General features: G+C 54.6%; 23 protein-coding genes and 3 tRNA genes. 9 read left to right on the top strand and 17 right to left on the bottom strand.

The features are described 5' to 3' along the window. Window positions 1-8: 8 nt before the first annotated feature. On the bottom strand, window positions 9-986 hold the full coding sequence (gene serB, locus B9Y90_RS12180; RefSeq protein WP_039290090.1) for a phosphoserine phosphatase: 978 nt from the start codon (window positions 984-986) through the stop codon (window positions 9-11). Between the two features lie 149 nt (window positions 987-1135). Between serB and B9Y90_RS12175 the strand changes: the two genes are divergently transcribed. Then, window positions 1136-1771 (top strand): YtjB family periplasmic protein, encoded by a 636-nt coding sequence (locus B9Y90_RS12175; protein ID WP_039290089.1) that lies wholly within the window; start codon window positions 1136-1138, stop codon window positions 1769-1771. A gap of 74 nt (window positions 1772-1845) precedes the next feature. Then, a complete protein-coding gene (gene lplA, locus B9Y90_RS12170; RefSeq protein WP_085541373.1) occupies window positions 1846-2862 on the top strand; it encodes a lipoate--protein ligase LplA in 1017 nt (338 codons plus the stop codon). A gap of 87 nt (window positions 2863-2949) precedes the next feature. Here the strand turns inward: lplA and deoD are convergent, their stop codons facing one another. The 13 genes from deoD to B9Y90_RS12105 all read right to left on the bottom strand — a co-directional run bounded on the left by deoD (window position 2950) and on the right by B9Y90_RS12105 (window position 15730). Continuing rightward, window positions 2950-3669 (bottom strand): purine-nucleoside phosphorylase, encoded by a 720-nt coding sequence (gene deoD, locus B9Y90_RS12165; protein WP_008460099.1) that lies wholly within the window; start codon window positions 3667-3669, stop codon window positions 2950-2952. Window positions 3670-3728: 59 nt separating this feature from the next. Continuing rightward, entirely contained in the window at window positions 3729-4952 is a 1224-nt protein-coding gene (gene deoB / locus B9Y90_RS12160) for a phosphopentomutase (protein WP_085541372.1), read from the bottom strand. Window positions 4953-5004: 52 nt separating this feature from the next. Continuing rightward, window positions 5005-6327: a thymidine phosphorylase gene (deoA, locus tag B9Y90_RS12155; RefSeq protein ID WP_085541371.1), complete on the bottom strand. Its 1323-nt coding sequence runs from the start codon at window positions 6325-6327 to the stop codon at window positions 5005-5007. 250 nt (window positions 6328-6577) lie between these two features. Continuing rightward, on the bottom strand, window positions 6578-7357 hold the full coding sequence (gene deoC / locus B9Y90_RS12150) for a deoxyribose-phosphate aldolase (RefSeq protein ID WP_039290078.1): 780 nt from the start codon (window positions 7355-7357) through the stop codon (window positions 6578-6580). A 345-nt stretch (window positions 7358-7702) separates the two neighbouring features. Next, window positions 7703-8980 (bottom strand): NupC/NupG family nucleoside CNT transporter, encoded by a 1278-nt coding sequence (locus B9Y90_RS12145; RefSeq protein WP_085541370.1) that lies wholly within the window; start codon window positions 8978-8980, stop codon window positions 7703-7705. Window positions 8981-9151: 171 nt separating this feature from the next. Beyond that, window positions 9152-9928, bottom strand: coding sequence for a TatD family hydrolase (locus B9Y90_RS12140; protein WP_085541369.1), 777 nt, complete (start codon window positions 9926-9928; stop codon window positions 9152-9154). Then, complete coding sequence (locus tag B9Y90_RS12135) at window positions 9925-10998, bottom strand: patatin-like phospholipase family protein (protein WP_085541368.1); 1074 nt, start codon at window positions 10996-10998, stop codon at window positions 9925-9927. Before B9Y90_RS12135 ends, B9Y90_RS12140 begins: the two co-directional genes overlap by 4 nt. 292 nt (window positions 10999-11290) lie before the next feature. After that, window positions 11291-11452 (bottom strand): DUF1328 domain-containing protein, encoded by a 162-nt coding sequence (locus B9Y90_RS12130; protein ID WP_007373037.1) that lies wholly within the window; start codon window positions 11450-11452, stop codon window positions 11291-11293. Between the two features lie 133 nt (window positions 11453-11585). Further along, window positions 11586-12197 (bottom strand): molecular chaperone OsmY, encoded by a 612-nt coding sequence (gene osmY / locus B9Y90_RS12125; RefSeq protein WP_085541367.1) that lies wholly within the window; start codon window positions 12195-12197, stop codon window positions 11586-11588. 315 nt (window positions 12198-12512) lie between these two features. Continuing rightward, a complete protein-coding gene (prfC, locus tag B9Y90_RS12120; protein WP_039290055.1) occupies window positions 12513-14102 on the bottom strand; it encodes a peptide chain release factor 3 in 1590 nt (529 codons plus the stop codon). A gap of 100 nt (window positions 14103-14202) precedes the next feature. Further along, window positions 14203-14880 (bottom strand): pyrimidine 5'-nucleotidase, encoded by a 678-nt coding sequence (gene yjjG, locus B9Y90_RS12115; RefSeq protein ID WP_039290052.1) that lies wholly within the window; start codon window positions 14878-14880, stop codon window positions 14203-14205. An 18-nt stretch (window positions 14881-14898) separates the two neighbouring features. Continuing rightward, window positions 14899-15342, bottom strand: a complete 444-nt coding sequence (rimI, locus tag B9Y90_RS12110; RefSeq protein ID WP_085541366.1) for a ribosomal protein S18-alanine N-acetyltransferase — start codon at window positions 15340-15342, stop codon at window positions 14899-14901. Then, window positions 15311-15730, bottom strand: coding sequence for a DNA polymerase III subunit psi (locus tag B9Y90_RS12105; RefSeq protein WP_085541365.1), 420 nt, complete (start codon window positions 15728-15730; stop codon window positions 15311-15313). Before B9Y90_RS12105 ends, rimI begins: the two co-directional genes overlap by 32 nt. 107 nt (window positions 15731-15837) lie before the next feature. Here B9Y90_RS12105 and rsmC point away from each other — a divergent pair, with 107 nt between their 5' ends. The 4 genes from rsmC to B9Y90_RS12085 all read left to right on the top strand — a co-directional run bounded on the left by rsmC (window position 15838) and on the right by B9Y90_RS12085 (window position 17329). Continuing rightward, window positions 15838-16869 (top strand): 16S rRNA (guanine(1207)-N(2))-methyltransferase RsmC, encoded by a 1032-nt coding sequence (gene rsmC, locus B9Y90_RS12100; protein ID WP_039290042.1) that lies wholly within the window; start codon window positions 15838-15840, stop codon window positions 16867-16869. A 121-nt stretch (window positions 16870-16990) separates the two neighbouring features. Continuing rightward, window positions 16991-17077, top strand: a tRNA-Leu gene (locus tag B9Y90_RS12095). A gap of 31 nt (window positions 17078-17108) precedes the next feature. Continuing rightward, window positions 17109-17195: transfer RNA gene (locus B9Y90_RS12090), tRNA-Leu, on the top strand. Between the two features lie 47 nt (window positions 17196-17242). Beyond that, window positions 17243-17329: transfer RNA gene (locus B9Y90_RS12085), tRNA-Leu, on the top strand. A 38-nt stretch (window positions 17330-17367) separates the two neighbouring features. Here the strand turns inward: B9Y90_RS12085 and B9Y90_RS12080 are convergent. Next, window positions 17368-17607 carry a DUF1435 domain-containing protein gene (locus B9Y90_RS12080; RefSeq protein WP_085541364.1) on the bottom strand — a complete coding sequence of 80 codons (240 nt, stop codon included), beginning with the start codon at window positions 17605-17607 and terminating at the stop codon, window positions 17368-17370. A gap of 265 nt (window positions 17608-17872) precedes the next feature. On the opposite strand from B9Y90_RS12080, the gene B9Y90_RS12075 reads away from it, so the two are divergent. Continuing rightward, window positions 17873-18937 (top strand): GGDEF domain-containing protein, encoded by a 1065-nt coding sequence (locus tag B9Y90_RS12075; RefSeq protein WP_085541363.1) that lies wholly within the window; start codon window positions 17873-17875, stop codon window positions 18935-18937. 131 nt (window positions 18938-19068) lie between these two features. Then, a complete protein-coding gene (gene fhuF / locus B9Y90_RS12070) occupies window positions 19069-19860 on the top strand; it encodes a siderophore-iron reductase FhuF (protein WP_085541362.1) in 792 nt (263 codons plus the stop codon). 42 nt (window positions 19861-19902) lie between these two features. On the opposite strand, the gene B9Y90_RS12065 is transcribed toward fhuF, so the two are convergent. Both B9Y90_RS12065 and B9Y90_RS12060 read right to left on the bottom strand, forming a co-directional pair. After that, entirely contained in the window at window positions 19903-21249 is a 1347-nt protein-coding gene (locus B9Y90_RS12065) for a PTS sugar transporter subunit IIC (protein ID WP_085541361.1), read from the bottom strand. A 13-nt stretch (window positions 21250-21262) separates the two neighbouring features. Then, window positions 21263-21568, bottom strand: coding sequence for a PTS sugar transporter subunit IIB (locus B9Y90_RS12060; protein ID WP_085541360.1), 306 nt, complete (start codon window positions 21566-21568; stop codon window positions 21263-21265). 211 nt (window positions 21569-21779) lie between these two features. Between B9Y90_RS12060 and B9Y90_RS12055 the strand changes: the two genes are divergently transcribed. Next, window positions 21780-22238 (top strand): YbaK/EbsC family protein, encoded by a 459-nt coding sequence (locus B9Y90_RS12055; RefSeq protein ID WP_008460069.1) that lies wholly within the window; start codon window positions 21780-21782, stop codon window positions 22236-22238. The last annotated feature ends 15 nt before the right edge of the window (window positions 22239-22253 follow it).

Genomic DNA, 22253 nt, shown 5'->3' with positions numbered 1-22253 from the left:
ACCTCTTGTTAACGTTCTTCCTGAATCAGGCTGCCGGAAAGGATGCAGAACACGCCCATCAGATCCGCATGGCGGATACTGACTTCGCTCTTCTCAATCACCTTCGGTTTAGCATGATAGGCAATTCCCAGGCCTGCGGCGTGGATCATGGGTAAATCATTGGCCCCGTCGCCAATCGCAACAGTCTGTGCGGCAGGGATTTCATATTTTTCGGCCAAACGCTTCAGAGTGGTCGCTTTGAACTTTGCGTCCACAATCTGCCCCAGCACTTCGCCGGTCAGCTTGCCGTCGCAAATCTCGAGTTCATTGGCGACGACCGCCGTCAGATTTAATGTGTCGCGCAGGTATTCAGCAAAGAAGGTAAATCCGCCAGAGGCAATCGCAACTTTCCAGCCCAGCGTATCGAGATTGTGTACCAGAGACTTTAGCCCCGGCATCAGCGGCAGCTCGTCGCGTACCTGGCGCAAAATATTGGCATCCGCGCCCTTCAGGGTTGCCACGCGCTGGCGCAGACTGGCGGTAAAGTCCAGTTCGCCACGCATTGCGCGCTCGGTGACTTCAGCCACCATTTCCCCCGTTCCCGCCAGCTTGGCAATCTCGTCGATGCACTCGATCTGAATAGCGGTGGAGTCCATGTCCATGACCAGCAGGCCCGGCGTTTTTAAATGTGGGATTTTACCCAGAGGTGCCACGTCCAGCCCGGCGTCATGCGCAAGCTTGGTGGCTCGCGGCGTTAAAGAGCCAGCCAGACGGATGACCTGATAATCTTCCACACACCAGGCGGTCACAATCACCATCGCTGCGCCCAGCTTACGCTGGTATTTGGTCAGGCATTGTTTGTCCAGATTACGCCCGTACAGGAGCCAGCCACTGCGGCCAGCGCGGTAGTCCAGCGGCATCACTTCGTCGCCGCTCAGGGAAAGCGGCAACCCAGGCCAAAGTGAAACATCGTTAGGCAAATCGCACCAGGTCAAACTGTTTGGCATTGCGGCTCCAGAATCAAGTAAACATACCCTTTTGCTGTCGAAATTAGGGGAAATGGCAGAAAGGTATCCGGGTAAAAACAACGCATGAGGCTACCTTGTCCGCCTTGCTTCTGGCAACATTAAAGTACGCAATTTTCCAAAGGTGCATCATGGTTCGGGTAAAATTTAAATTTCGGCTCCACCGCGCAGTGATTGTGCTGTTCTGCCTCGCACTTTTGGTAGCGCTAATGCAGGGCGCATCCTGGTTCAGCCGGGGCAGCCAGCAGGCGCGAAACGTTCAACTGGAGGAGCTGGCCCGTACCCTCTCCCGCCAGGTCGCGTTTAATCTGGTACCGGTAATGAGAACTGAGAACCCGGATGAAAAGCGCATTTCCACCGTGCTTAACCTTTTGACTAAGGATAGCCGTATTCTGGACGCAGCCGTGTACGACAGCGAAGGTGACCAGATTGCGCGAGCGGGGGAAAACATTGAGGTTCGCGACCGCCTGGCGCTGGATGGCCAAAAAGCCGGCAGCTACTTCAACCAGCAAATTGTCGAACCTATCTCCGATAAAAGCGGGCCTATCGGCTACCTGCGCATTACCCTGGACACCCATACCCTTGCCACCGAAGCCAAGCAGGTGGACAACACCACCAATATTCTGCGCCTGATGCTGCTGCTTGCAGTCGCGATCGGTATTGTGCTGACCCGCACGCTGCTGCACGGCAAACGTACCCGCTGGCAGCAATCGCCGTTCCTGCTGACCGCCAATACCAAGGTCACGGAAGAAGACGAAACGAAGTAAAGCTCCCGCGGTAAATTTGCCGCGCCATCTGCATGGTAAGATAACGCCTTTATTCTGGGACAAGGATCTTTGTTATGTCGACTTTGCGTTTGCTTATCTCTGACTCTTACGACCCGTGGTTTAACCTGGCCGTTGAAGAGACTATTTTTCGGCAGATGCCCGCCACCCAGCGGGTTCTGTTTCTATGGCGTAATGCGGACACGGTAGTCATTGGCCGCGCCCAGAACCCGTGGAAAGAGTGCAATACCGGGCGCATGGAGCAGGACAACGTTCGGCTGGCAAGGCGTAGCAGCGGCGGTGGCGCAGTGTTCCACGACCTCGGTAACACCTGCTTCACGTTTATGGCCGGCAAGCCGGAATATGACAAGAGTATTTCCACGGCTATCGTACTGAACGCGCTGGCGAGCCTTGGTCTGAAAGCCACCGCATCGGGGCGCAACGATCTTGAGGTCGAGACCGCCGAAGGTACGCGCAAGATTTCCGGTTCCGCCTACCGGGAAACCCTGGATCGCGGGTTTCATCACGGCACCCTGTTGCTGAATGCCGATCTGAGCCGCCTGGCAAACTACCTCAATCCCGATCCGAAAAAGCTCCAGGCCAAAGGCATTACCTCCGTAAGAAGCCGGGTCGCCAACCTCAGCGACATCAAGCCAGGACTGACCCACGAGCAGATAGCCGACGCGATTACGGCAGCGTTTTTCACTCACTACGGCGAGCATGTAGAAGCCGAGCATATCTCCCCGGAAGCGCTCCCCGACCTACCAGGCTTTACCGAAACCTTTGCCCGCCAGAGCAGCTGGGAGTGGAATTTTGGCCAGGCGCCAGCTTTTACGCATCTGCTGGACAACCGCTTTAGCTGGGGTGGCGTTGAGCTGCATTTTGACGTCGAGAAAGGCCATATCACCCGCGCGCAGGTCTTCACCGATAGCCTCAACCCTGCCCCGCTTGAAGCGTTGGCTGCACGACTAAAAGGCTGCCTGTACCGCAGCATTCTGCTGCAGCAGGAGTGTGAAACGCTGATTTACAGCTTCCCTGAACAGGAAGCCGAACTCCGGGAACTTTCCGCCTGGATTGCTCAGGCCGTTCGTTAAGCGAGCCACCGAAGTCTCTCGCTCATATGAATAGATATCTGGCATAAAAAAGGCGCCCTAAGGCGCCTTTTAAACGAGAACAAAAATTTACTCTTTGTCGCCCAGCAGGACGGATTCCAGAGCAATTTTGATCATGTCGTTGAAGGTGGTCTGACGCTCAGCGGCGGTGGTCTGCTCGTGAGTACGGATGTGGTCAGACACGGTACAGATGGTCAGCGCTTTCGCACCGAACTCAGCCGCTACGCCGTAGATCCCGGCCGCTTCCATTTCCACACCCAGAATGCCGTATTTTTCCATCACGTCGAACATGGACGGATCTGGCGTATAGAACAGGTCTGCAGAGAAGATGTTGCCCACGCGAGCGTCAACGCCCAGCGCTTTTGCCGCATCAACCGCGTTGCGAACCATATCGAAGTCCGCGATAGCCGCGAAGTCGTGATCCTTGAAGCGCAGGCGGTTAACTTTAGAGTCAGTACACGCGCCCATACCGATAACCACGTCGCGCAGCTTAACGTCCGCACGAACCGCGCCGCAGGAACCCACGCGAATGATTTTCTTCACGCCGAAGTCGGTGATCAGCTCTTTCGCGTAGATGGAGCAGGATGGGATACCCATGCCGTGACCCATAACGGAGATCTTACGGCCTTTGTAAGTTCCGGTGAAACCGAGCATGCCGCGCACGTTGTTCACTTCACGCACGTCTTCCAGGAAAGTTTCCGCGATGTGCTTGGCGCGCAGCGGGTCACCCGGCATCAGTACTACGTCAGCGAAATCGCCCATTTCTGCGTTAATGTGTGGCGTAGCCATTGTGTATTCCTTGATTTAAAAAGTTAGCAATCAGGCGGGCAACCGCCCGCCCAAAGGGATCACAGCATGTTTTTGCCGTAGTCCATGTCGGAAAGACCGAAGTACTTCGCTACCGTCTGGCCGATATCCGCGAAGGTTTCGCGGTGGCCGAGGGAACCGGCTTTCACTTTCGGGCCGTAGATCAGCACCGGAATGTGCTCGCGAGTATGGTCGGTGCCTTGCCAGGTCGGATCACAGCCGTGGTCCGCGGTGAGGATCAGAATATCGTCCTCTTTCAGCAGCGCCATCAGCTCCGGCAGGCGGCGGTCGAACAGCTCAAGGCCGCCCGCGTAGCCAGCGACGTCGCGACGGTGGCCCCAGGAAGAGTCAAAGTCTACGAAGTTGGTGAACACGATGGTGTCGTCGCCGGCTTCTTTCATCTCTTTGATGGTTGCGTCGAACAGCGCATCCAGACCGGTTGCCTTCACTTTTTTAGTGATACCGCAGTTGGCGTAGATGTCCGCAATTTTACCCACGGAAACAACCTGGCCGTTTTTCTCATCAACCAGCTTCTGCAGCACGGTGGCGGCAGGTGGCTCGACCGCTAAGTCGTGACGGTTACCGGTACGCTGGAAGTTGCCAGCTTTATCGCCAACAAACGGACGCGCGATAACGCGGCCAATGTTGTAGCCGCCTTCGGTCAGCTCTTCACGCGCGATTTCGCACAGCTCATAAAGCTTATCCAGACCGTAGGTTTCTTCGTGGCAGGCAATCTGGAACACGGAGTCAGCAGAGGTGTAGAAAATCGGTTTCCCGGTTTTCATGTGCTCTTCGCCCAGCTGGTCCAGGATCACGGTCCCGGAAGAGTGGCAGTTGCCGAGGTAGCCCGGCAGATTGGCACGCTTGACCAGTTTGTCCAGCAGCTCCTGCGGGAAGCTGTTTTCGTGATCGCTGAAATAGCCCCAGTCAAACAGAACCGGCACGCCAGCGATTTCCCAGTGGCCAGACGGGGTGTCTTTGCCGGAAGAAAGCTCGTGTGCCCAGCCGTAAGCGCCGATAACTTCTGCCTTACCGTCCATGCCTGCGGCCACTTTGCCGGTGGAGCCTTCATGAGCTTTGACCAGCCCAAGACGAGTCAGGTTAGGCAGGTTCAGGGGGCCTTTACGGCCTTTGTCAGCTTCGCCTTTGGCGCAAGCCTCCGCGATGTGACCGAGGGTATCAGAGCCGACATCTCCGAAGCGCTCTGCGTCTTCGGTAGCACCGATGCCGAACGAGTCCAGCACCATAATAAACGCACGTTTCATATTATTCTCCGTACCTTGTGCTCTATAAAATAGGGATCAGATCAGTATACCGTTATTCGGTGATTCGGCGATAGACCGTTGGTGTTTCCTGCGGTGCTTTTTCGTCAATGCTGATTGCCGCTTTCACCGCCTTCGCAGCTTCCTGCCAGCTGGCTTCGTCTTTCGCGTGGATCACCGCCAGCGGACGTTCACCGTCGATAGATTCTCCCAGACGCGCCATGTCGGTAAAGCCGACGCTGTAATCAATGGTGTCGGAAGCCTGGCGACGACCGCCGCCCATCGACACTACCGCCATGCCCAGCGCGCGAGTGTCCATCGCCGAGACAAATCCGGACGTTTCGGCATACACCGCCTTGCTCAGCATCGCCGTTGGCAAGTACTTCGCATAATTTTCAACGAAGTCGCTCGGGCCTTTCTGCGCGGCAACCATTCGGCCAAACACTTCGGCCGCTTTGCCGTTGTCCAGCACTGCCTGCAGTTTCGCACGTGCTTCCGTATCGTCTTTGGCAAGCTTGCCGGAAATCAGCATTTCCACGCACAGCGCCATCGTGACGTCGAACAGACGCGGGTTACGATATTCACCCGTCAGGAACTGTACCGCTTCACGGACCTCTACGGCATTACCCGCGCTGGAAGCCAGCACCTGGTTCATGTCCGTCAGCAGTGCGGTGGTCTTCACGCCTGCGCCGTTAGAAACGCCAACAATAGCCTCTGCCAGTTGGGCTGACAGCTCGTAAGTCGGCATAAATGCACCGCTGCCAACTTTCACGTCCATCACCAGCGCGTCCAATCCTTCGGCCAGTTTTTTTGCCAGAATGGAAGCTGTGATAAGCGGGATGGAATCCACCGTCGCGGTAATATCGCGGGTGGCATAAAAACGTTTGTCCGCCGGTGCCAGCGAGCTGGTCTGGCCGATGATGGCCACGCCGACGTCCTTAATAATGTCGCGGAAACGGTTATCATCCGGGAAGATATCGAAGCCCGGAATCGCCTCCAGCTTGTCCAGCGTCCCGCCGGTGTGCCCCAGGCCACGGCCTGAAATCATCGGCACATAGCCACCGCAGGCCGCCACCACAGGGCCAAGCATCAGCGAAGTGACATCGCCCACGCCGCCGGTGGAGTGTTTGTCTACAATCGGGCCGTTGAGGTTAAGGCTTTTCCAGTCCAGTACGGTGCCTGAATCCCGCATCGCCATCGTCAGCGACACCCTTTCCGGCATAGTCATGTCGTGGAAGAAAATGGTCATCGCCAGAGCAGCAATTTGCCCTTCAGAGACGGTGTTGTCGCGAATACCATTGATAAAGAAGCGAATCTCTTCGTCACTCAGTACCAGGCCATCACGTTTTTTACGAATAATTTCTTGTGCGAGAAACACGGCACCCCCCTGGGAAATGCGGGTGAAAGGCGGCGGAAAACCCGCCGCAATTAAAGATTACTCTGGATAATTCGAGTCGCAGGACAAAACGATTAGCGTTTTGAACAGTGCTTGCACTGGCCCCTTGGGGTGAGATCCAAATGGACCGAATCACACGGCAAAAGAGCTCATCCCCAGGAGCTTACTGAAGTAAGTGACTGGGGTGAGGGAGTGCAGCTAACGCACCTGCGGCTTGAAGTATGACGAGTAATTAATAGCTGCTGGCGCTTTTACCGTCCCCATGGCCCAGCGCTTTCAGCAGGCTGGCTAACAGGCTGGATGCCCCGAAGCGGTAATGACGGGAGTCGGCCCAATCGGCACCGAACAGATCGTCTGCGATAGCCAGGAACTGCGCAGCATCTTCAGCAGAGCGAACACCACCGGCTGGTTTGAAGCCTACGGTTTTTTCCACGCCCATATCGCGGATCACTTCCATCATGATGCGAGCGCTTTCTGGAGTAGCGTTAACCGGCACTTTACCAGTCGAGGTTTTGATAAAATCGGCCCCGGCTTTAATCGCAATAGCAGACGCTTTGCGGATCAGTTCTTCGGTCTTCAGCTCGCCGGTTTCGATGATCACTTTCAGCAGGACGTTAGCGCTGGCACAGGCGTCTTTACACGCTTTCACCAGGTCGAAGCCTACCTGCTCGTTACCGGCAATCAGCGCCCGGTATGGGAATACCACGTCCACTTCGTCCGCGCCGTAAGCGATAGCGGCACGAGTTTCTGCCAGCGCGATGTCGATATCGTCGTTACCATGTGGGAAGTTGGTCACCGTCGCAATGCGGATGTCCGGAGTGCCCTGCTCTTTCAGGGTTTTACGGGCAATTGGGATAAAGCGCGGGTAGATACAAATCGCAGCGGTGTTACCGACTGGGGTTTTCGCCTGATGGCACAGAGCGATGACTTTCTCGTTAGTGTCATCGTCGTTCAGGGTAGTCAGATCCATCAGTTTCAGCGCACGCAGGCTGCTTTGGGTTAAATCGGTCATAACGCTCTCCAACAAAAGGGAAATAAGTCTCCGGCCTGGAAACTCAACACGTTGGAGCGGACTTGGTTCCTTGAAGAAGAGTGGTCACCTGGGTCACCCTCACGTTGAGATCCTTCTCACCGCACATTGCCGGTTGCAATGTTAGAATTCTAACACCCACCACCGATGCAATTTTGTGTCTCGCCTCACAAAAGCCAAAGCATGAATTGCAAGCTTTCATAGAGTATATGTGATTAAAGGAACAAAATAACGCGCTAAATTGCGCCAGGAAGCAAGAAAATGGCTGACAGAGCGCCAGCCATCGGTTACCGCTGAATGTTATTATTATAACATTTTTATTGCAGGCTACAGCGCCAGGAAAAGCCCGGCGATGGTGGCACTCATCAGGTTAGACAGCGTCCCCGCCGCCACGGCCTTCATGCCCAGCTGAGCCACATCATGCCGACGGTTTGGTGCCATGCTGCCCAGGCCACCGATCAGAATGGCGATAGAAGAAAGGTTAGCAAATCCGCACAGCGCGAAGGAGATAATCGCTTTGGTATGGCCGGACAGCACCTGCAGACCCGCCGCAGCCACTTCGGCATCATCCTTCAGGTAAGCGCCAAAGTTCAGGTAGGCTACGAACTCGTTGATGATCAGCTTCTGGCCGATAAACGAGCCCGCGACAGTCGCCTCGCTCCACGGCACGCCAATCAACCAGGCGACCGGGGAAAACACCCAGCCGAGCATCAGCTCCAGCGAAAGCTGCGGATAGTTGAACCAGCCGCCGATGCCGGACAGCATCCCGTTCAGCAGGGCAATCAGCGCCACAAACGCCAGCAGCATCGCCCCGACGTTCAGCGCCAGCTGCATCCCGGAAGCTGCGCCAGACGCCGCCGCATCCAGCACGTTAGCCGGGCGGTCCGGGTCGTTTTTCATCGACTCCAGCTCCGGCGTGTCGTTCGGGGTTTCCGTTTCAGGCAGCATGATCTTGGCAAACAGTAGCCCGCCCGGCGCGGCCATAAAGGACGCGGCAATCAGGTATTCCAGCGGCACGCCCATCTGCGCATAGCCCGCCAGCACGGAACCCGCCACGGAAGCAAGACCGCCGCACATGACGGCAAACAGCTCAGATCGGGTCATCGTGGCGATATAAGGGCGCACAACCAGCGGCGCTTCGGTTTGGCCAACGAAAATATTCGCCGTCGCCGACAAGGATTCAGTGCGCGAGGTTTTCAGTACCTTACGCAGGCCACCGCCAAGAATCCGGATCACTAACTGCATCACGCCGAGGTAGTAAAGCACGGCGATAAGCGAGGAGAAGAAGACGATAATCGGCAGAACGCGCAGCGCGAAAATAAAGCCGCCGCCGCCAAAAACTTCAAACATTTTGTCAGAAACCAGCCCGCCAAACAGGAAGGAAATCCCTGAGTTGCCGTAGGCGATGACGTTAGCCACCCCTTCCGACATCGCGAGCAGCACCTTACGCCCGACCGGAACGTAAAGGATCAACGCCCCGATACCGATCTGGATAAGCCACGCGCCAATGACGGTGCGCAGGTTGATCGCCTTGCGGTTGCTGGACAGTAAAACGGCGATCAGCAGCAATGCCACCATGCCGATCAATCCCATGAGTATTTGCATACAGTATCCCTGTGTATCAACTGGAAAGATTCGGGCTTTAGCAGCCCCTTTTTAGCGCGCGGATTATAACCACAGGGACGAGAAAAGTGCCGGAGCAATCACGTGTAGGACGAAATGTATAGAAAAATTTACATAGCATGGTGATGAGCGTCACACTTTGAGCGTGACTCATTAGAAAGCGAATAATTCGTCTGCGTTGTTTTTCAAGGTATTAGCAATGATTTCTGCGGGCTCCGGGCGTAATTCACACAGCACGTCGAAGACCTTTGCGGCACGTTCCGGGCGGTTGGGCTGCCCCTGCCAGCCGTTCAGCGGCATATCCGGTGCATCGGTTTCCAGTAACAGCGATGAAAGCGGTAGCCGGGCCATCACATCCCGGGTTTTGCTGGCACGCGGATAGGTGATGGTACCGCCGACACCAATGCGATAGCCCATCGCAATAAACCGTTCCGCCTGCTGCAAGCTCCCGGCAAAACCGTGCACCACGCCGGTTCTGGGCAAATTGTGGCGCTTCAGGTGCAGCGCCAGCTTGTCGTGAGTACGGCGGGAGTGAAGCAGCACCGGCAGATCGTAACGCTTCGCCAGCTTCAACTGCTCACCGAGGATAAACTCCTGCCTGTCGAGCTGCGGATCTTCACGATAAAGATCCAGCCCAATCTCACCGATCGCGATCAGCTTCTCCGGCTTTTGCCGCAAAAGATCTTCCAGCGTGGCCAGCCCTGTTTCATCGTGCTTTTCAATCACAATCGGATGCATGCCCAGAGCGGCATAAAGCGCAGGGTAACTCTGCGCCAGCGCGAGTACGCGATTGAAACGTTCTGCTTCTATTGAGGGCACAATAATTTTACGCACCCCAGCTTCAGCGGCCAGCGCGAGGCTGTGCTCTTCATCCCCGGTGAAAGGGGGAAAATCAAAGTGGCAATGGGTGTCGTAGAACGTAAAACTCACGCAAGATCCTCATTATCAAACGCCGCATCATTCGCCTGCAGGCCAGGGCTAAGCGGTTTAACCAGCGATTCATTTGCCGCCGCCGCCGGGGGGATGACCAACGGGCCTGGCGTATTAATACGCGGCAAATGGCGTCTTAACGGCGGCTTAGCCACCAGCAGTTTGCCAATGGTGGCCAGGAAATAGCGCCCGCACAAGCGCCCCGTTTGATAATCCGCCGTCAACGAAGGCAGGCGGCTGCCGAGCGCGCTGCTTAATAGCGCTTTAGGTGGATAAATCTCGAAGATTCTCAGTTTACCTGGCGGCTTCTCAATGAAGTTTTGGATCTCACGGTAGCTTTCTTCGTGGTGCTGTACCAGGTTCAACAGCGGCTGCAGACTGCTTTCGCCCAGCCAGCGCTCCATATGTTTGAACCATTGCGGCGTGTAGTACATCTGTGAAGGCACGGTGCGAATGACCACCAGCGTTTCCGCCCCGCGATTAACCGCCTCCCGCACCGGTACCGCATCACTGATACCGCCGTCCTGGTAGCTCACGCCGTCAATATCCACGCCTGAGCGGTAAAAACCGGGAATGGCGCTGGAGGCTTTCAGCAAATTTAGCCAGGTATCTGCGGTCGGCGAAAAATAATTCGCCGTATAGTCATCACTGCGGCAGGCACACATAAAGAACTCTTTTCCCTGCTCAAACAGCGGGTCGGCGCTGGATATCGACAGCGGCAGCCTGGCGGCGGTCGACTCAATCAGCCAGTCGAGATCGATCAGATGTCCTCCGCGCGCAAAGCGGAGTGGATTAAAGAAATCCCTCGTCGTCGTAAACCGCGTAATGACGCGGCGCGCGTATCCCGGCTGATTACAAACGTAAGCGGAGAGATTCTGCGCCCCGGCTGAAGTACCAAGGAACAGATCAAAGGGGTTGAATTCCGCGCGCATAAACTCATCCAGAACCCCGGCCGTAAAGATCCCGCGCTGCCCGCCCCCTTCACAAATCAGAGCGAGCTTTCCAGGACGAAAAGATTTAGTCGCCAGCGGCGCAATATTGCCGAGCGTAACGGGTATACGATTTCCCACCCTGCTTTCCTGAATTCTGTTGTTGTGAATTTCTACCCTATACCCATAGCGCGCTAAGTAAAACGGCGAAAGCCAGTCACAAGGACTGGCTTAAGGTTGCTGACAAAGAGGGAAAAAGCGTGGTTTTTCCCTCTTTATGGTGAGCAGCTGAAAATCAATGAATTGATTTTCCTGTTTTTTTTAACGAGCCGTCTGGTAGTTCTTTTCTAACGACAGAGGGTTGTCGCCAGTATAAAGCCAGTCACCAGGACTGGCTTTTCTTTTGTATCGGCATGTTACTCAGTGAGCGTTGCTAAGGACGTCTGCGCCCCATAAACAGGCTGACCAGGAACAGAATGATCCCGACGATAAAGACAATTTTTGCAGCACCTGCAGCGGTACCGGCCAGACCACCGAAGCCCAGGGCCGCAGCGATCAACGCAATAACCAGAAAAATAATGCCCCAACGAAACATAGACTCTCCTTAACCATAGTGAATCTTATCGCTTCTTCACGGGCGCCGAATGGCTAACCCGCAGGCGATAATGTGTAAAGGTGGTGCTTATCGCTTCCAGGCACGAGCCCTGGAAGCCATTTCGGGTGCTGCTTTACTTCACTTTCAGATCGTTTTTAACGCTTCTTACGCCTTCAACAGCTTTGGCAATGCTTTCTGCCTTCTCAGACTGGGCGGCGGACTTCACCTCACCGGACAGCTGAACCACGCCGTCAGTGGTTTCTACTTTTATATGGCGCGACGGCACAATGCTGTCGGCCAGTAATTTCGCTTTGATCTCGCTGGTCGTGGCCGCATCACCGGCATAGCCTTTCACCGACTGCGTTTTCGCGTCACGAACGTGGAGCTTGTCACTCACCGAGGTCACGCCTTCCACTTTTTTCGCCGTGGCAACGGCCTGCTCCGCCTGCGCCTGACTTTCAACAAAACCGCTCAGGGTGACCACTTTATTGTCGGTTTTGACCGAAATGTCGGTACTTTTGATGTTTTTATCGTCAACAAGTGCTGCTTTGACTTTCGCTGTGATGCCGCTGTCGTCCATGAAATTACCGACTTTAGTCATTGAGCTATCGATTTTTTTCCCTGCACTATCAGCGGTAGATTCCGTTTTATTGAGCAGAGTGTCTTCCGCAAAGGCACTGGTGCTTGCCAGTACAGAGCCCAACACAACCGCCAGCAGAGTTTTTGAAATCTTAGTCGTAGTCATCGATTAATTCCTGTAGGTTTGCTCATCATTTGAGCTTTCTCGTTTCTCGTAAGCTGAAAAAAATCAGCTATTAATATTGAGATGACATGAGAAACGCCAACAAGACACCAGAAAATGATTAATTCCCGGAGCTTTCATCCAATAAAATTGTCATCACTTTGTTAAATATAGATCACAATCATAAAAGTGCATGACGTGTTGATGGAAAAAGCAGCAATGACACAGGATTCGCGGGAAATTAAGAGGATTCTGCAAGGGATTAAAAAGACAGGGAAAGTGGGAAGAGCACGGCAAACACCGTGCTCTGGCTGATAATTAGTGCTCGCGCGTTTTACGGAAGGTCACGTCAGGGTAACGTTCCTGAGTGATGTTCAGGTTTACCATCGTTGGGGCGATATAGGTCAGGTTATCGCCGCCATCCAGCGCCAACTGAACTTCGTTTTTACGTTTGAATTCTTCAAACTTCTTAACGTCATTCCCTTCAACCCAACGCGCCGTCGCCACGTTGACCGATTCGTAAATCGCTTCCACGTTGTATTCGCTCTTCAGACGGGCGACGACCACGTCGAACTGCAGAACCCCAACCGCACCAACAATAAGGTCGTTGTTGGCAATAGGACGGAACACCTGCACCGCACCTTCTTCAGACAGCTGAACCAGACCTTTAAGCAACTGCTTCTGCTTAAGCGGATCGCGCAGGCGAATGCGGCGGAACAGTTCCGGGGCGAAGTTCGGAATACCGGTGAACTTCATCATTTCGCCCTGGGTAAAGGTATCGCCGATCTGAATCGTGCCGTGGTTGTGCAGGCCGATGATATCGCCCGGATAAGCTTCTTCCACGTGAGAACGATCCCCGGCCATAAAGGTCAGCGCGTCAGAAATAATGACGTCTTTGCCGATACGCACCTGGCGTAGCTTCATGCCCTTCTCATACTTACCGGACACCACGCGCATAAAGGCGACGCGGTCGCGGTGTTTCGGGTCCATGTTGGCCTGGATCTTAAAGACAAATCCGGTGAACTTCTCGTCCGCCGCTTCCACCAGACGCGTGTCGGTTTTGCGCGGCATCGGAGCCGGCGCCCACTCCACCAGGCCATCCAGCATGTGGTCGACGCCGAAGTTACCCAGCGCGGTGCCGAAGAATACCGGGGTAATTTCACCGGCCAGGAACAGCTCATGATCGAACTCGTTGGAAGCGCCCTGCACCAGTTCCAGCTCGTCACGCAGCTGCTGAGCGAGATCTTCCCCTACTGCCGCGTCGAGTTCCGGGCTGTTCAGCCCTTTCACGATGCGCACTTCCTGGATCGTGTGGCCTTTACCGGTCTGGTAGAGGTAGGTTTCATCTTTATAAAGATGGTAAACCCCTTTGAACAGCTTGCCGCAGCCGATTGGCCAGGTGATTGGCGCACAGCCAATCTTCAGCTCGCGCTCAACTTCATCCAGCACTTCCATTGGATCGCGAATGTCGCGGTCCAGTTTGTTCATGAAGGTGATGATCGGCGTGTCGCGCAGACGGGTAACTTCCATCAGCTTACGGGTACGATCTTCTACGCCTTTCGCGGCATCGATAACCATCAGGCAGCAGTCAACGGCGGTCAGGGTACGGTAGGTATCTTCGGAGAAGTCTTCGTGCCCTGGGGTATCCAGCAGGTTGACCAGGCTGTCGCGATACGGGAACTGCATCACCGAGGTGGTGATCGAGATCCCACGCTGTTTTTCCATCTCCATCCAGTCGGATTTAGCGTGCTGGCTTGAGCCACGGCCTTTAACCGTCCCGGCGGTCTGGATCGCCTGTCCGAACAGCAGCACCTTTTCGGTGATGGTCGTTTTACCGGCATCCGGGTGAGAGATAATGGCAAAAGTGCGGCGTTTAGCCACCTCTTGCAAATAAGGAGACAAAGTCATAATTACATCTTCTGTAAGTGCGCGCGGCCTTGAGCCACGCGGCGAGTGAACGTTATTTGGCGGCTATTTTACCCATCATTGCGGGTTTAACAATCAACAATCATGGCTTACACAGCAGTTGCTCCAGTTCACTTAACGAGGTGACCTGCCAGGTCGGTTCAATCCCTTCCGGCGCGGTGCGCCCGTGGGCGTTCAGCCAGCAGGTTGCTATCCCGGCGTTGATACCGCCAAGAATGTCGGATTCTGCCGTGTCACCAACCATTAAAACGCGGTCGCGCGGCGGCTGTTTCATCTGCTCAAAGGTATAGTCGAAAATACGGCGGTCTGGCTTGGCGACCCCCACCTGCTCGGAGATCACCAGCAGATCGAAATAGTCACGCAGACCGGTGCGCTCAAGGCGGATCTGCTGGAGCGCGGTAAAGCCGTTGGTGATGATGCCAAGTTTCGCTTTGCCCTTCAGCGCATTCAGAAGAGAAACCGCGCCAGGCAGAGGGGCGCAAATTTCGGCCATAGCGGATAAAAAGGCATCGTTCAGCTCTGCTGACGGCACATTCAGCCGCCCGGCCCAGTCCTCAAAACGCCTGAGCTGCAGCTGCAGCGCGGTAATCGCCCCGTTCTGGTAGTCGACCCACAGCGGCTTGTTTACCGCCTGGTACTCCTGGAAATCATCTGCAGTAAAGGTCACGCTGTAATCGAGAAACATGCGCTGCAAACCGCCGAACGCGTCAAAGGTAAACAGCGTTTCGTCCGCATCAAATAAAATCCAGTCCCAGTTCATCCACACACCTTTTAAAAATTAACCGAGGGGGAGCGCCATCACGATCGCGTCTTCCCGACCTTCTTTTGCAGGATAATAATTGCGACGCACCGTCGCTTCGTTAAAGCCCAGGTTTTCATACAGCGTTCTGGCGGCGACGTTAGAGGCGCGCACCTCCAGCCACAGCGTAAAGACATCCCGCTTCTCAAGCTCTGCAATAAGATGCTCAAGCAGCGCTTTTCCAAGCCCTTGACGCTGATACGCCGGATCGACAGCAATGTTAAACAGCGTGGCTTCATCGAGAATGACCTGCGTCACCGCAAAAGCAGCAAGTTTGCCGTCAACATCCAGCCGCAAATTGAAATAGCGTTCGCCCTGATTACTGGCAAAGGTTTTTTCACTCCAGGGAAAAGCATGACTGCGCAGCTCAATGGCATACGCGTCCGCCAAATCATTCGGCGTCAGGGAAGAAATCGTGTTCATGTTCGCAAATCTGTTGCCACAGCGCCTGTCGCGCGTTGCCATTGTGATAAAGCTCGTCAAGCGCAGGGGACGCAAGCTGCGCGCCGCTTAGCGTCAGCGGCTGCTCAACGCCCAAGCGCCAGCTATTGCAGCGACTGTCGGGCGGCATCATTGCAGCCCGCTCCGGCGTCAGTTGCATGACTTGCTCAGGGCTTAACGCTATGCTGCGTAAAATGTCCTTCACCAGCGGATCGTTCAAGGCTGGTAGCGTCTCTGCCACCATCACTAAACGCACGCCCGCGGGCAAAGATACCGCAATTTCGCCCTGTAAAGCCGTCGGACGGCGCAGCACCCACTGGGTAATACCCAGTTGCTGTAACTGCCAGTCACGTCGGGAAGGGGAAGTCATAGCGAAACCTGTTGAGAGCGTAATTCGGGCGGCAAATATAGCAAATTCATCGAATCCACGCCATTAAAGCTCTATAATCCACGCTCTGATTTTCCAGGAGCAATTTGATGAGTGCGTTTACCCCGGCGAGTGAAGTACTGCTGCGCCACAGCGATGATTTTACCGAGAGCCGTGTGTTGTTTGCCGGTGACATGCAAGACGACCTGCCGGCGCGTTTCGACACCGCCGCCAGCCGCGCCCACACCCAGCAATTCCACCACTGGCAGGTATTAAGCGCGCAGATGGGTGAGAACGCACGATATGGCCTGGTGGCCGGCGCGGATGACGTTGCCGACAGCAATACGCTTATCTACTACTGGCCGAAAAACAAGCCGGAAGCCCAGTTCCAGTTGATGAACATTCTGTCGCTGATGCCGGTTGGTACCGATGTTTTTGTCGTCGGAGAAAACCGCTCTGGCGTGCGTAGCGCAGAGCAAATGCTGGCTGACGTTTGCCCGCTGACGAAAATCGACAGCGCGCGCCGCTGCGGTCTGTACCACGGCCGCCTTGAGCAACAACCCGCGTTTGATGAAAACAGCTGGTGGGGCGAATACCCTCATGAAGGGATGACCGTGAAAACCCTGCCGGGCGTCTTTAGCCGCGACGGTCTGGATACCGGCAGCAAACTGCTGCTTTCCACTCTGACGCCACACACCAAAGGCAAAGTGCTGGATGTTGGCTGCGGCGCAGGCGTACTGGCGATTACTCTCGCCAGCCACTCGCCAAAAGTCCGCCTCACGCTTAGCGATGTTAGCGCACCGGCGGTCGCCGCCAGCCGCGCAACGCTTGCCGCCAACGGCATTGAAGGGGAAGTGATCGCCAGTAACGTCTACTCGGAAATCAACGGCCGTTTCGACATGATCATCTCCAACCCGCCATTCCACGACGGGATGCAAACCAGCCTCGATGCGGCGCACCAGCTTATTCGCGGCGCGGCGCGCCATCTGAATATGGGTGGCGAATTGCGCATCGTAGCGAACGCCTTCCTTGCCTACCCGGACGTACTGGACGAAGTGTTTGGCAGCCATGAAGTTATTGCTCAAACCGGCCGCTTCAAAGTTTACCGCGCCGTGCTGACCCGAGCGGGTAAAAAGCGCTAGAAGCGCTCAGGTGCCGCTTTTTGCATCAGTCGGGAAAGCGGCACCAAATTAAGTGTTGACGAAGCTCAGAAAACATCTAGAATGCGCCTCCGTGGTTGTGATACTTCGGTATTACAGGTATGCGAAGGTGGCGGAATTGGTAGACGCGCTAGCTTCAGGTGTTAGTGTTCTTACGGACGTGAGGGTTCAAGTCCCTCTCTTCGCACCAACAAAACCACGAAAGATATCGTTCGCACTGCGCGAAGGTGGCGGAATTGGTAGACGCGCTAGCTTCAGGTGTTAGTGTTCTTACGGACGTGAGGGTTCAAGTCCCTCTCTTCGCACCAATGCGAAGGCGATATCAAAACTCTTCAGATGCAAATCTGGAAACTGTGCGAAGGTGGCGGAATTGGTAGACGCGCTAGCTTCAGGTGTTAGTGTCCTTACGGACGTGAGGGTTCAAGTCCCTCTCTTCGCACCACTTCTTATGAAGTGACCCTCTTTTTCTCCCCAGCTTGTTTATCTCATTGCACCCAAATTCATCACAATCAACAGCAATCCGCTGGCAAATGCTACGCATGATGGCAGTAAAACAAAGTGTCTCAAGGTCTTGTGATAGAGCATCAATGCCGTTGCAAGCAGGCCGATAACCACCAGCACGCGCCACTGGCTGAAACTGAGATCCAGGCAGGCAAGCAGCGCCACGGCAAGCCCCGCCACCATTATACTCCAGCCACCTTCGAGTCGTCGTTGCAGCATCTTTATGCCTCATCATGATAATGATAACCAATATCATATGATAAATTTTCTCAACTGTCAGCGTAAAAACGTGCGCGACCTATGGCTGAAATAGCCAGGGTTGACGTGTCATTTAATGACAGATTTTCAGTAAGGTGATAGATTGAGCGCCGGCTTTAGTTTGCCTTATAAAAATTCCAATAGTTGCCAGAAAAGTCGATAACTCGCTTTTCATTGATACGACACACACAACACCTGACGCGTTTACCCAAGACACAATCGTTCTATGACAGCCCAAACCTGGCGAGCCTTACTCAAAGCAAAGCAGCTGCTTTCTTTACGTTTATTTTTGCTGCTCAATGCCCTGGCAGCCGTTTTTTCGATGCTCTTTCCGCTCCATTCGACAATGCGCATAACGCCGCCCATCGTCGCCATTCTGCTGATTAGCCTGGCGCTACTTGGCTGGCAGATGTTGAAAAAAAAGCTATTGATTAACCTGAACTTTGTTTCTTTATTTCTCGGGTTATTATGGGCGATACATATTTTCATTAAAAATGCGGCTATCGGGGATCTGGACACCTCATTTCTGGTGATTAGCCTGATGTCGGTGCTTTTTATTGGCGCGATTGCATTTATTAATAATATTGTGGCTTTCCTGCTGCACAGCCTCCCTGTTGCACTGGTCGTACTTTGGCTGGGCAACGTTGATCAATGGCTGCGGGTGATCTATTCCATTGCGCTGCCCGCTATCGGGATCGCTATTCAGCATATTATTCAGAAACGTAATGACCGCTTCACCCAGCGACTGATGAATAAACTGCTCGAAGAAAAAGAGACGCTGACCGATCTCAGCATGCTTGATCCTTTAACCGGCCTGTACAACCGCCGCGGCTTTCAAAACCGCCTCGATCACATTCAGGCCTCTGGCAGCGGCAGCCACTACGTTTTGCTGCTGGATATCGACCACTTCAAGTCCTACAACGACCACTACGGCCATGCGATGGGCGACCAGGCGTTGATTCGGGTCTCAGCGGCGATTCGCGATGCCGTGCGTTCAAGGGATCTTGTCACGCGCTACGGCGGGGAAGAGTTCATGATTATGCTCACCAACATCGATGCTGAACGTGCTATGCAGTCGGCGGAAAGGATCCGCCAGCGCGTTTTCGATCTGGACATTCCACATATGTTTAATAACCAGGTCGCGACCAACGTTACCGTCAGTATTGGGCTTGCGCCCTTCACTGAAGGCAGCATTGACGATGCCCTGAGCCTTGCCGATAAAGCGTTATACCAGGCCAAAAACCGCGGAAGAAACAGCATCCTGACGAACGAAATGCTTGCCGTGAGTTAACCCGGCGAGACGCGCCCTGGATCGCAAAAACCGCCATCTCTCAGCGATGGCGGTGAATTCACCTTGCCAGAGATTTCCCCCGCAGTTAGTATTGCTAATCATTATCATTTAGATTAAGTACTGACAAAGGTATGGCGCTTCAATCCCTCCAGCTCAGCGACGACAGCGGCTGCTTTGTGCTTCCCTGGCCCCCAACGGAAAGCCCACTGGCAGATTCGCTGCGGGAGTATTTTGCCGCGCACCGCCCCTACTTCAACGACATCCTCAAATTAAACGAACAGGCTCCCGCCGCAGCAATGTCGCTAAGCGAGTGGCAGCGTCCCGCCACGCTAACCTCTCTGATGGCGGCCTACGGCGACCATATCTATCGTCACCAGCCTCAGCTTACCCGCGAGCACAAACCGCTGAAGTCTTTATGGGCGCAATGGTACATCGGCCTGCTGGTGCCGCCGATGATGATGGCGCTGCTGACTCAGCCTAAAGCGCTGAACATTTCGCCTCAGCATGTGCGGGTGGAGTTCCACGAAACGGGGCGGGCAAAATGCTTCTGGATTGATGTGTCTGAGGATTGTCAGGTAAGCGAGCTGCCGCTCCACCTGCGGCTGGAAAAATTCATCGTCGAAGGGTTGATGCCGGTAGTGGCGGCGCTGGAAGCCAGCGAAGAGATCAATGCCCGGCTTATCTGGAGCAACACCGGCTACCTGGTAAACTGGTTCTTCGGCGAGCTAAAACCGCTGCTGGATGAACAGAGCCTGGCAACGCTGGTACAGACCTGTTTCTTTGAAAAACAGCTTTCATGTGGCCGGGATAATCCACTCTACCGCACGGTCATTTCGCGTGAAGGCATTCTGGTCAGACGCACCTGCTGCCAGCGCTATAAGCTGCCTGACGTTCAACGCTGCGGCGACTGTACCCTGAAATAGCAAACGGCGGGTTTCCCCGCCGTTCTTCATTGAGCTAAACCATTAAGCCAGCTGTTGGCTCCCTTCCTCGCTCGCTCTCTGAGCTTCTTCTTTCTCCTGCTCCAGCAGCTGCTTCTCGTACACTTTGAAGAACGGGAAGTAGATGATGGACGACACGCAGGCCAGCAGAATCACCAGGATAGCGGCACGGAAGTCCCAGCCCAGCGCCCAGGCAGCACCGATTGGCGCAGGCGCGGTCCACGGCACAACGGAAATCACACGGCCAATCAGCTCCAGCTTCATCGCGCCCCAGGCCAGCACGGCGTTAACCATGGGTGCCAGCAGGAACGGAATGAAGAACACCGGGTTCATCACAATCGGCGTACCGAAGATCACCGGCTCGTTAATGTTAAAGCAGGTTGGCACAATGCTCAGACGGCCAATGGAACGCAGGTGAGCAGATTTACTGCGCAGGTAGCAGATAACCAGCCCCATCGTCGCCCCGGAACCGCCGACCACGATGAAGAAGGTCCAGAATGCCTCCATAAAGATATGCGGCAGAGGTGCACCGGCCGCCAGCGCGCCCTGGTTAAGGCCCAGGTTGGTCAGCCAGAACATCTGCAGCATCCCGGAGACAATCGCCGCCCCGTGGATACCCGCAAACCACAGCAGGTGAGCAATCAACACGGCAAGCAGAATCGCCGGCAGGGAATCCGCCGCGGACACCAGCGGTTTGAACACGGCCATAATCGCCTGTGGGATCAGCATATCGAACTGGGACTGAATAAACAGACTCAGCGGATACAGCGTCAGCACCACAACCAGCACCGGGATCAGCAGATCAAAGGAGTTTTTGATCATCGGTGGCACCTGGTCAGGCAGCTTGATGCCGATGTTGTGTGCCTTCAGGAAACGCATCATTTCTACGCAGTAAATCGCCACCAGAATCGCGGTGAAGATCCCTGTACCGCCAAGGCTGTCCACCGGCAGCGTACCTTTGGTTTTCGGGGCCGCAACCACCAGGAAAGCCATCAGCGACAGCATCGCGCACATGAAAGGATCAAGCCCGTGCGATTTAACGTAGTGTTTCCCGAGGTTGTAGGCTATGGCCGCACAAATGTAGATAGACATGATGCCCATCGTCATATCGAACGGCGTTAGAATTTGCCCCTCAAACTGCTTCGCCAGGTCGAGCCAGGCGCGGGCAAAGCCCCAGGTGGTTGTTGGCGAAAACGGTGGATAAGCAAAAACCAGCAGGAACGAGCCGACAATCATAAACGGCATCGCAGAAATAAAGCCGTCGCGAATGGCCATCACGTGACGCTGGGAAGAAATGCGACCCGCTATCGGGCTAACGTAGTTTTCAACAAACCGAAAAATTAAATTAAATGCAGCATGGTTGGAAGACATAGTGGCTCTCCTGTCAGGCTATCAACGCGAGTGCATCGGCGAGAATTCTGTCGCCGCGCATCATTCCGTAATCCATAGAGTTAATGACCGTGACCGGGATCCGTTTGGGCGCGGCCTGAGCCTTAAAATCTTCCAGACGGTATTTGATCTGCGGACCGAGTAAACAGCAATCAAATTCAGGCATAACATCCGTGAACTGTTCGATACCCACCGCCTTGATCTCAACCTCAATCTGTTGATCCTGGGCGGCCTGTTTCATCCTGTTCACGACCATACTGGTAGACATACCAGCGGCACAGCATAAAAGGATACGTTTCATAGACGACTCTTATTATTAGGTACAGGGGGTGGTTACAGGGTTCAGTATTCCTCGCGGAATTTATTACTGCAACCGGTTACCGCAACCGGTTTCAGTGATTGTGAAGGAGATCCAGAAATTTCTGACAAGGGGGGTATGAGATAAGTATAAGCGGTTTACAGAAAGCACAAGCTTATGCGAAATTATTTGCCACCTGGATCAGGAGAAAATCATGAGTTTGCAGTCCGTGCGGCAATTCTTCGCCGACCATGCCCCCGATATAGATATCATCGAGCTAAACCAAAGCACCGCTACCGTCGCGCTTGCCGCTGCAGCTCACAATGTGGCCCCTGGGCAAATAGCCAAAACGCTCTCATTAAAGGTCAAAAACGACATTATTCTGATCGTCGCGAAGGGCGATGCACGTCTTGATAATAAGAAACTTAAAGAAGCATTTGGCTCTAAAGCGCGAATGCTCAGCAGCGATGAAGTGGTGAACTGGACCGGGCATCCGGTCGGCGGCGTCTGCCCGTTCGGGTTGGAAAACCCGCTGGCGGTGTTCTGCGACATCTCACTCCGCCAGTACGATGAAGTGCTGCCCGCCGCAGGGGCTATCCACAGCGCCGTCCGCATTTCACCTGAACGTATGGCCGAACTCACACACGCTAAATGGGTCGACGTCTGCCAGTAAGTTTGCTGCAGCCGG

The organism is Cedecea sp. NFIX57, assembly GCF_900177785.1.
Taxonomy (GTDB): domain Bacteria; phylum Pseudomonadota; class Gammaproteobacteria; order Enterobacterales; family Enterobacteriaceae; genus Cedecea; species Cedecea neteri_C.
This window is presented reverse-complemented; position numbering and strand designations above follow the sequence as displayed.

Excerpts from the sequence above, each read along its gene's own strand:
- B9Y90_RS12055 (WP_008460069.1), top strand. The coding sequence starts at position 21,780 with ATGAGTTTGCAGTCCGTGCGGCAATTCTTCGCCGACCATGCCCCCGAT.
- rimI (WP_085541366.1), bottom strand. The coding sequence starts at position 15,342 with ATGAACACGATTTCTTCCCTGACGCCGAATGATTTGGCGGACGCGTAT.
- B9Y90_RS12105 (WP_085541365.1), bottom strand. The coding sequence starts at position 15,730 with ATGACTTCCCCTTCCCGACGTGACTGGCAGTTACAGCAACTGGGTATT.
- B9Y90_RS12175 (WP_039290089.1), top strand. The coding sequence starts at position 1,136 with ATGGTTCGGGTAAAATTTAAATTTCGGCTCCACCGCGCAGTGATTGTG.
- B9Y90_RS12130 (WP_007373037.1), bottom strand. The coding sequence starts at position 11,452 with ATGTTTCGTTGGGGCATTATTTTTCTGGTTATTGCGTTGATCGCTGCG.
- rsmC (WP_039290042.1), top strand. The coding sequence starts at position 15,838 with ATGAGTGCGTTTACCCCGGCGAGTGAAGTACTGCTGCGCCACAGCGAT.
- osmY (WP_085541367.1), bottom strand. The coding sequence starts at position 12,197 with ATGACTACGACTAAGATTTCAAAAACTCTGCTGGCGGTTGTGTTGGGC.
- serB (WP_039290090.1), bottom strand. The coding sequence starts at position 986 with ATGCCAAACAGTTTGACCTGGTGCGATTTGCCTAACGATGTTTCACTT.
- deoD (WP_008460099.1), bottom strand. The coding sequence starts at position 3,669 with ATGGCTACGCCACACATTAACGCAGAAATGGGCGATTTCGCTGACGTA.
- B9Y90_RS12080 (WP_085541364.1), bottom strand. The coding sequence starts at position 17,607 with ATGCTGCAACGACGACTCGAAGGTGGCTGGAGTATAATGGTGGCGGGG.
- B9Y90_RS12075 (WP_085541363.1), top strand. The coding sequence starts at position 17,873 with ATGACAGCCCAAACCTGGCGAGCCTTACTCAAAGCAAAGCAGCTGCTT.
- deoC (WP_039290078.1), bottom strand. The coding sequence starts at position 7,357 with ATGACCGATTTAACCCAAAGCAGCCTGCGTGCGCTGAAACTGATGGAT.
- B9Y90_RS12065 (WP_085541361.1), bottom strand. The coding sequence starts at position 21,249 with ATGTCTTCCAACCATGCTGCATTTAATTTAATTTTTCGGTTTGTTGAA.
- deoB (WP_085541372.1), bottom strand. The coding sequence starts at position 4,952 with ATGAAACGTGCGTTTATTATGGTGCTGGACTCGTTCGGCATCGGTGCT.
- yjjG (WP_039290052.1), bottom strand. The coding sequence starts at position 14,880 with ATGAACTGGGACTGGATTTTATTTGATGCGGACGAAACGCTGTTTACC.
- lplA (WP_085541373.1), top strand. The coding sequence starts at position 1,846 with ATGTCGACTTTGCGTTTGCTTATCTCTGACTCTTACGACCCGTGGTTT.
- B9Y90_RS12145 (WP_085541370.1), bottom strand. The coding sequence starts at position 8,980 with ATGCAAATACTCATGGGATTGATCGGCATGGTGGCATTGCTGCTGATC.
- prfC (WP_039290055.1), bottom strand. The coding sequence starts at position 14,102 with ATGACTTTGTCTCCTTATTTGCAAGAGGTGGCTAAACGCCGCACTTTT.
- fhuF (WP_085541362.1), top strand. The coding sequence starts at position 19,069 with ATGGCGCTTCAATCCCTCCAGCTCAGCGACGACAGCGGCTGCTTTGTG.
- B9Y90_RS12060 (WP_085541360.1), bottom strand. The coding sequence starts at position 21,568 with ATGAAACGTATCCTTTTATGCTGTGCCGCTGGTATGTCTACCAGTATG.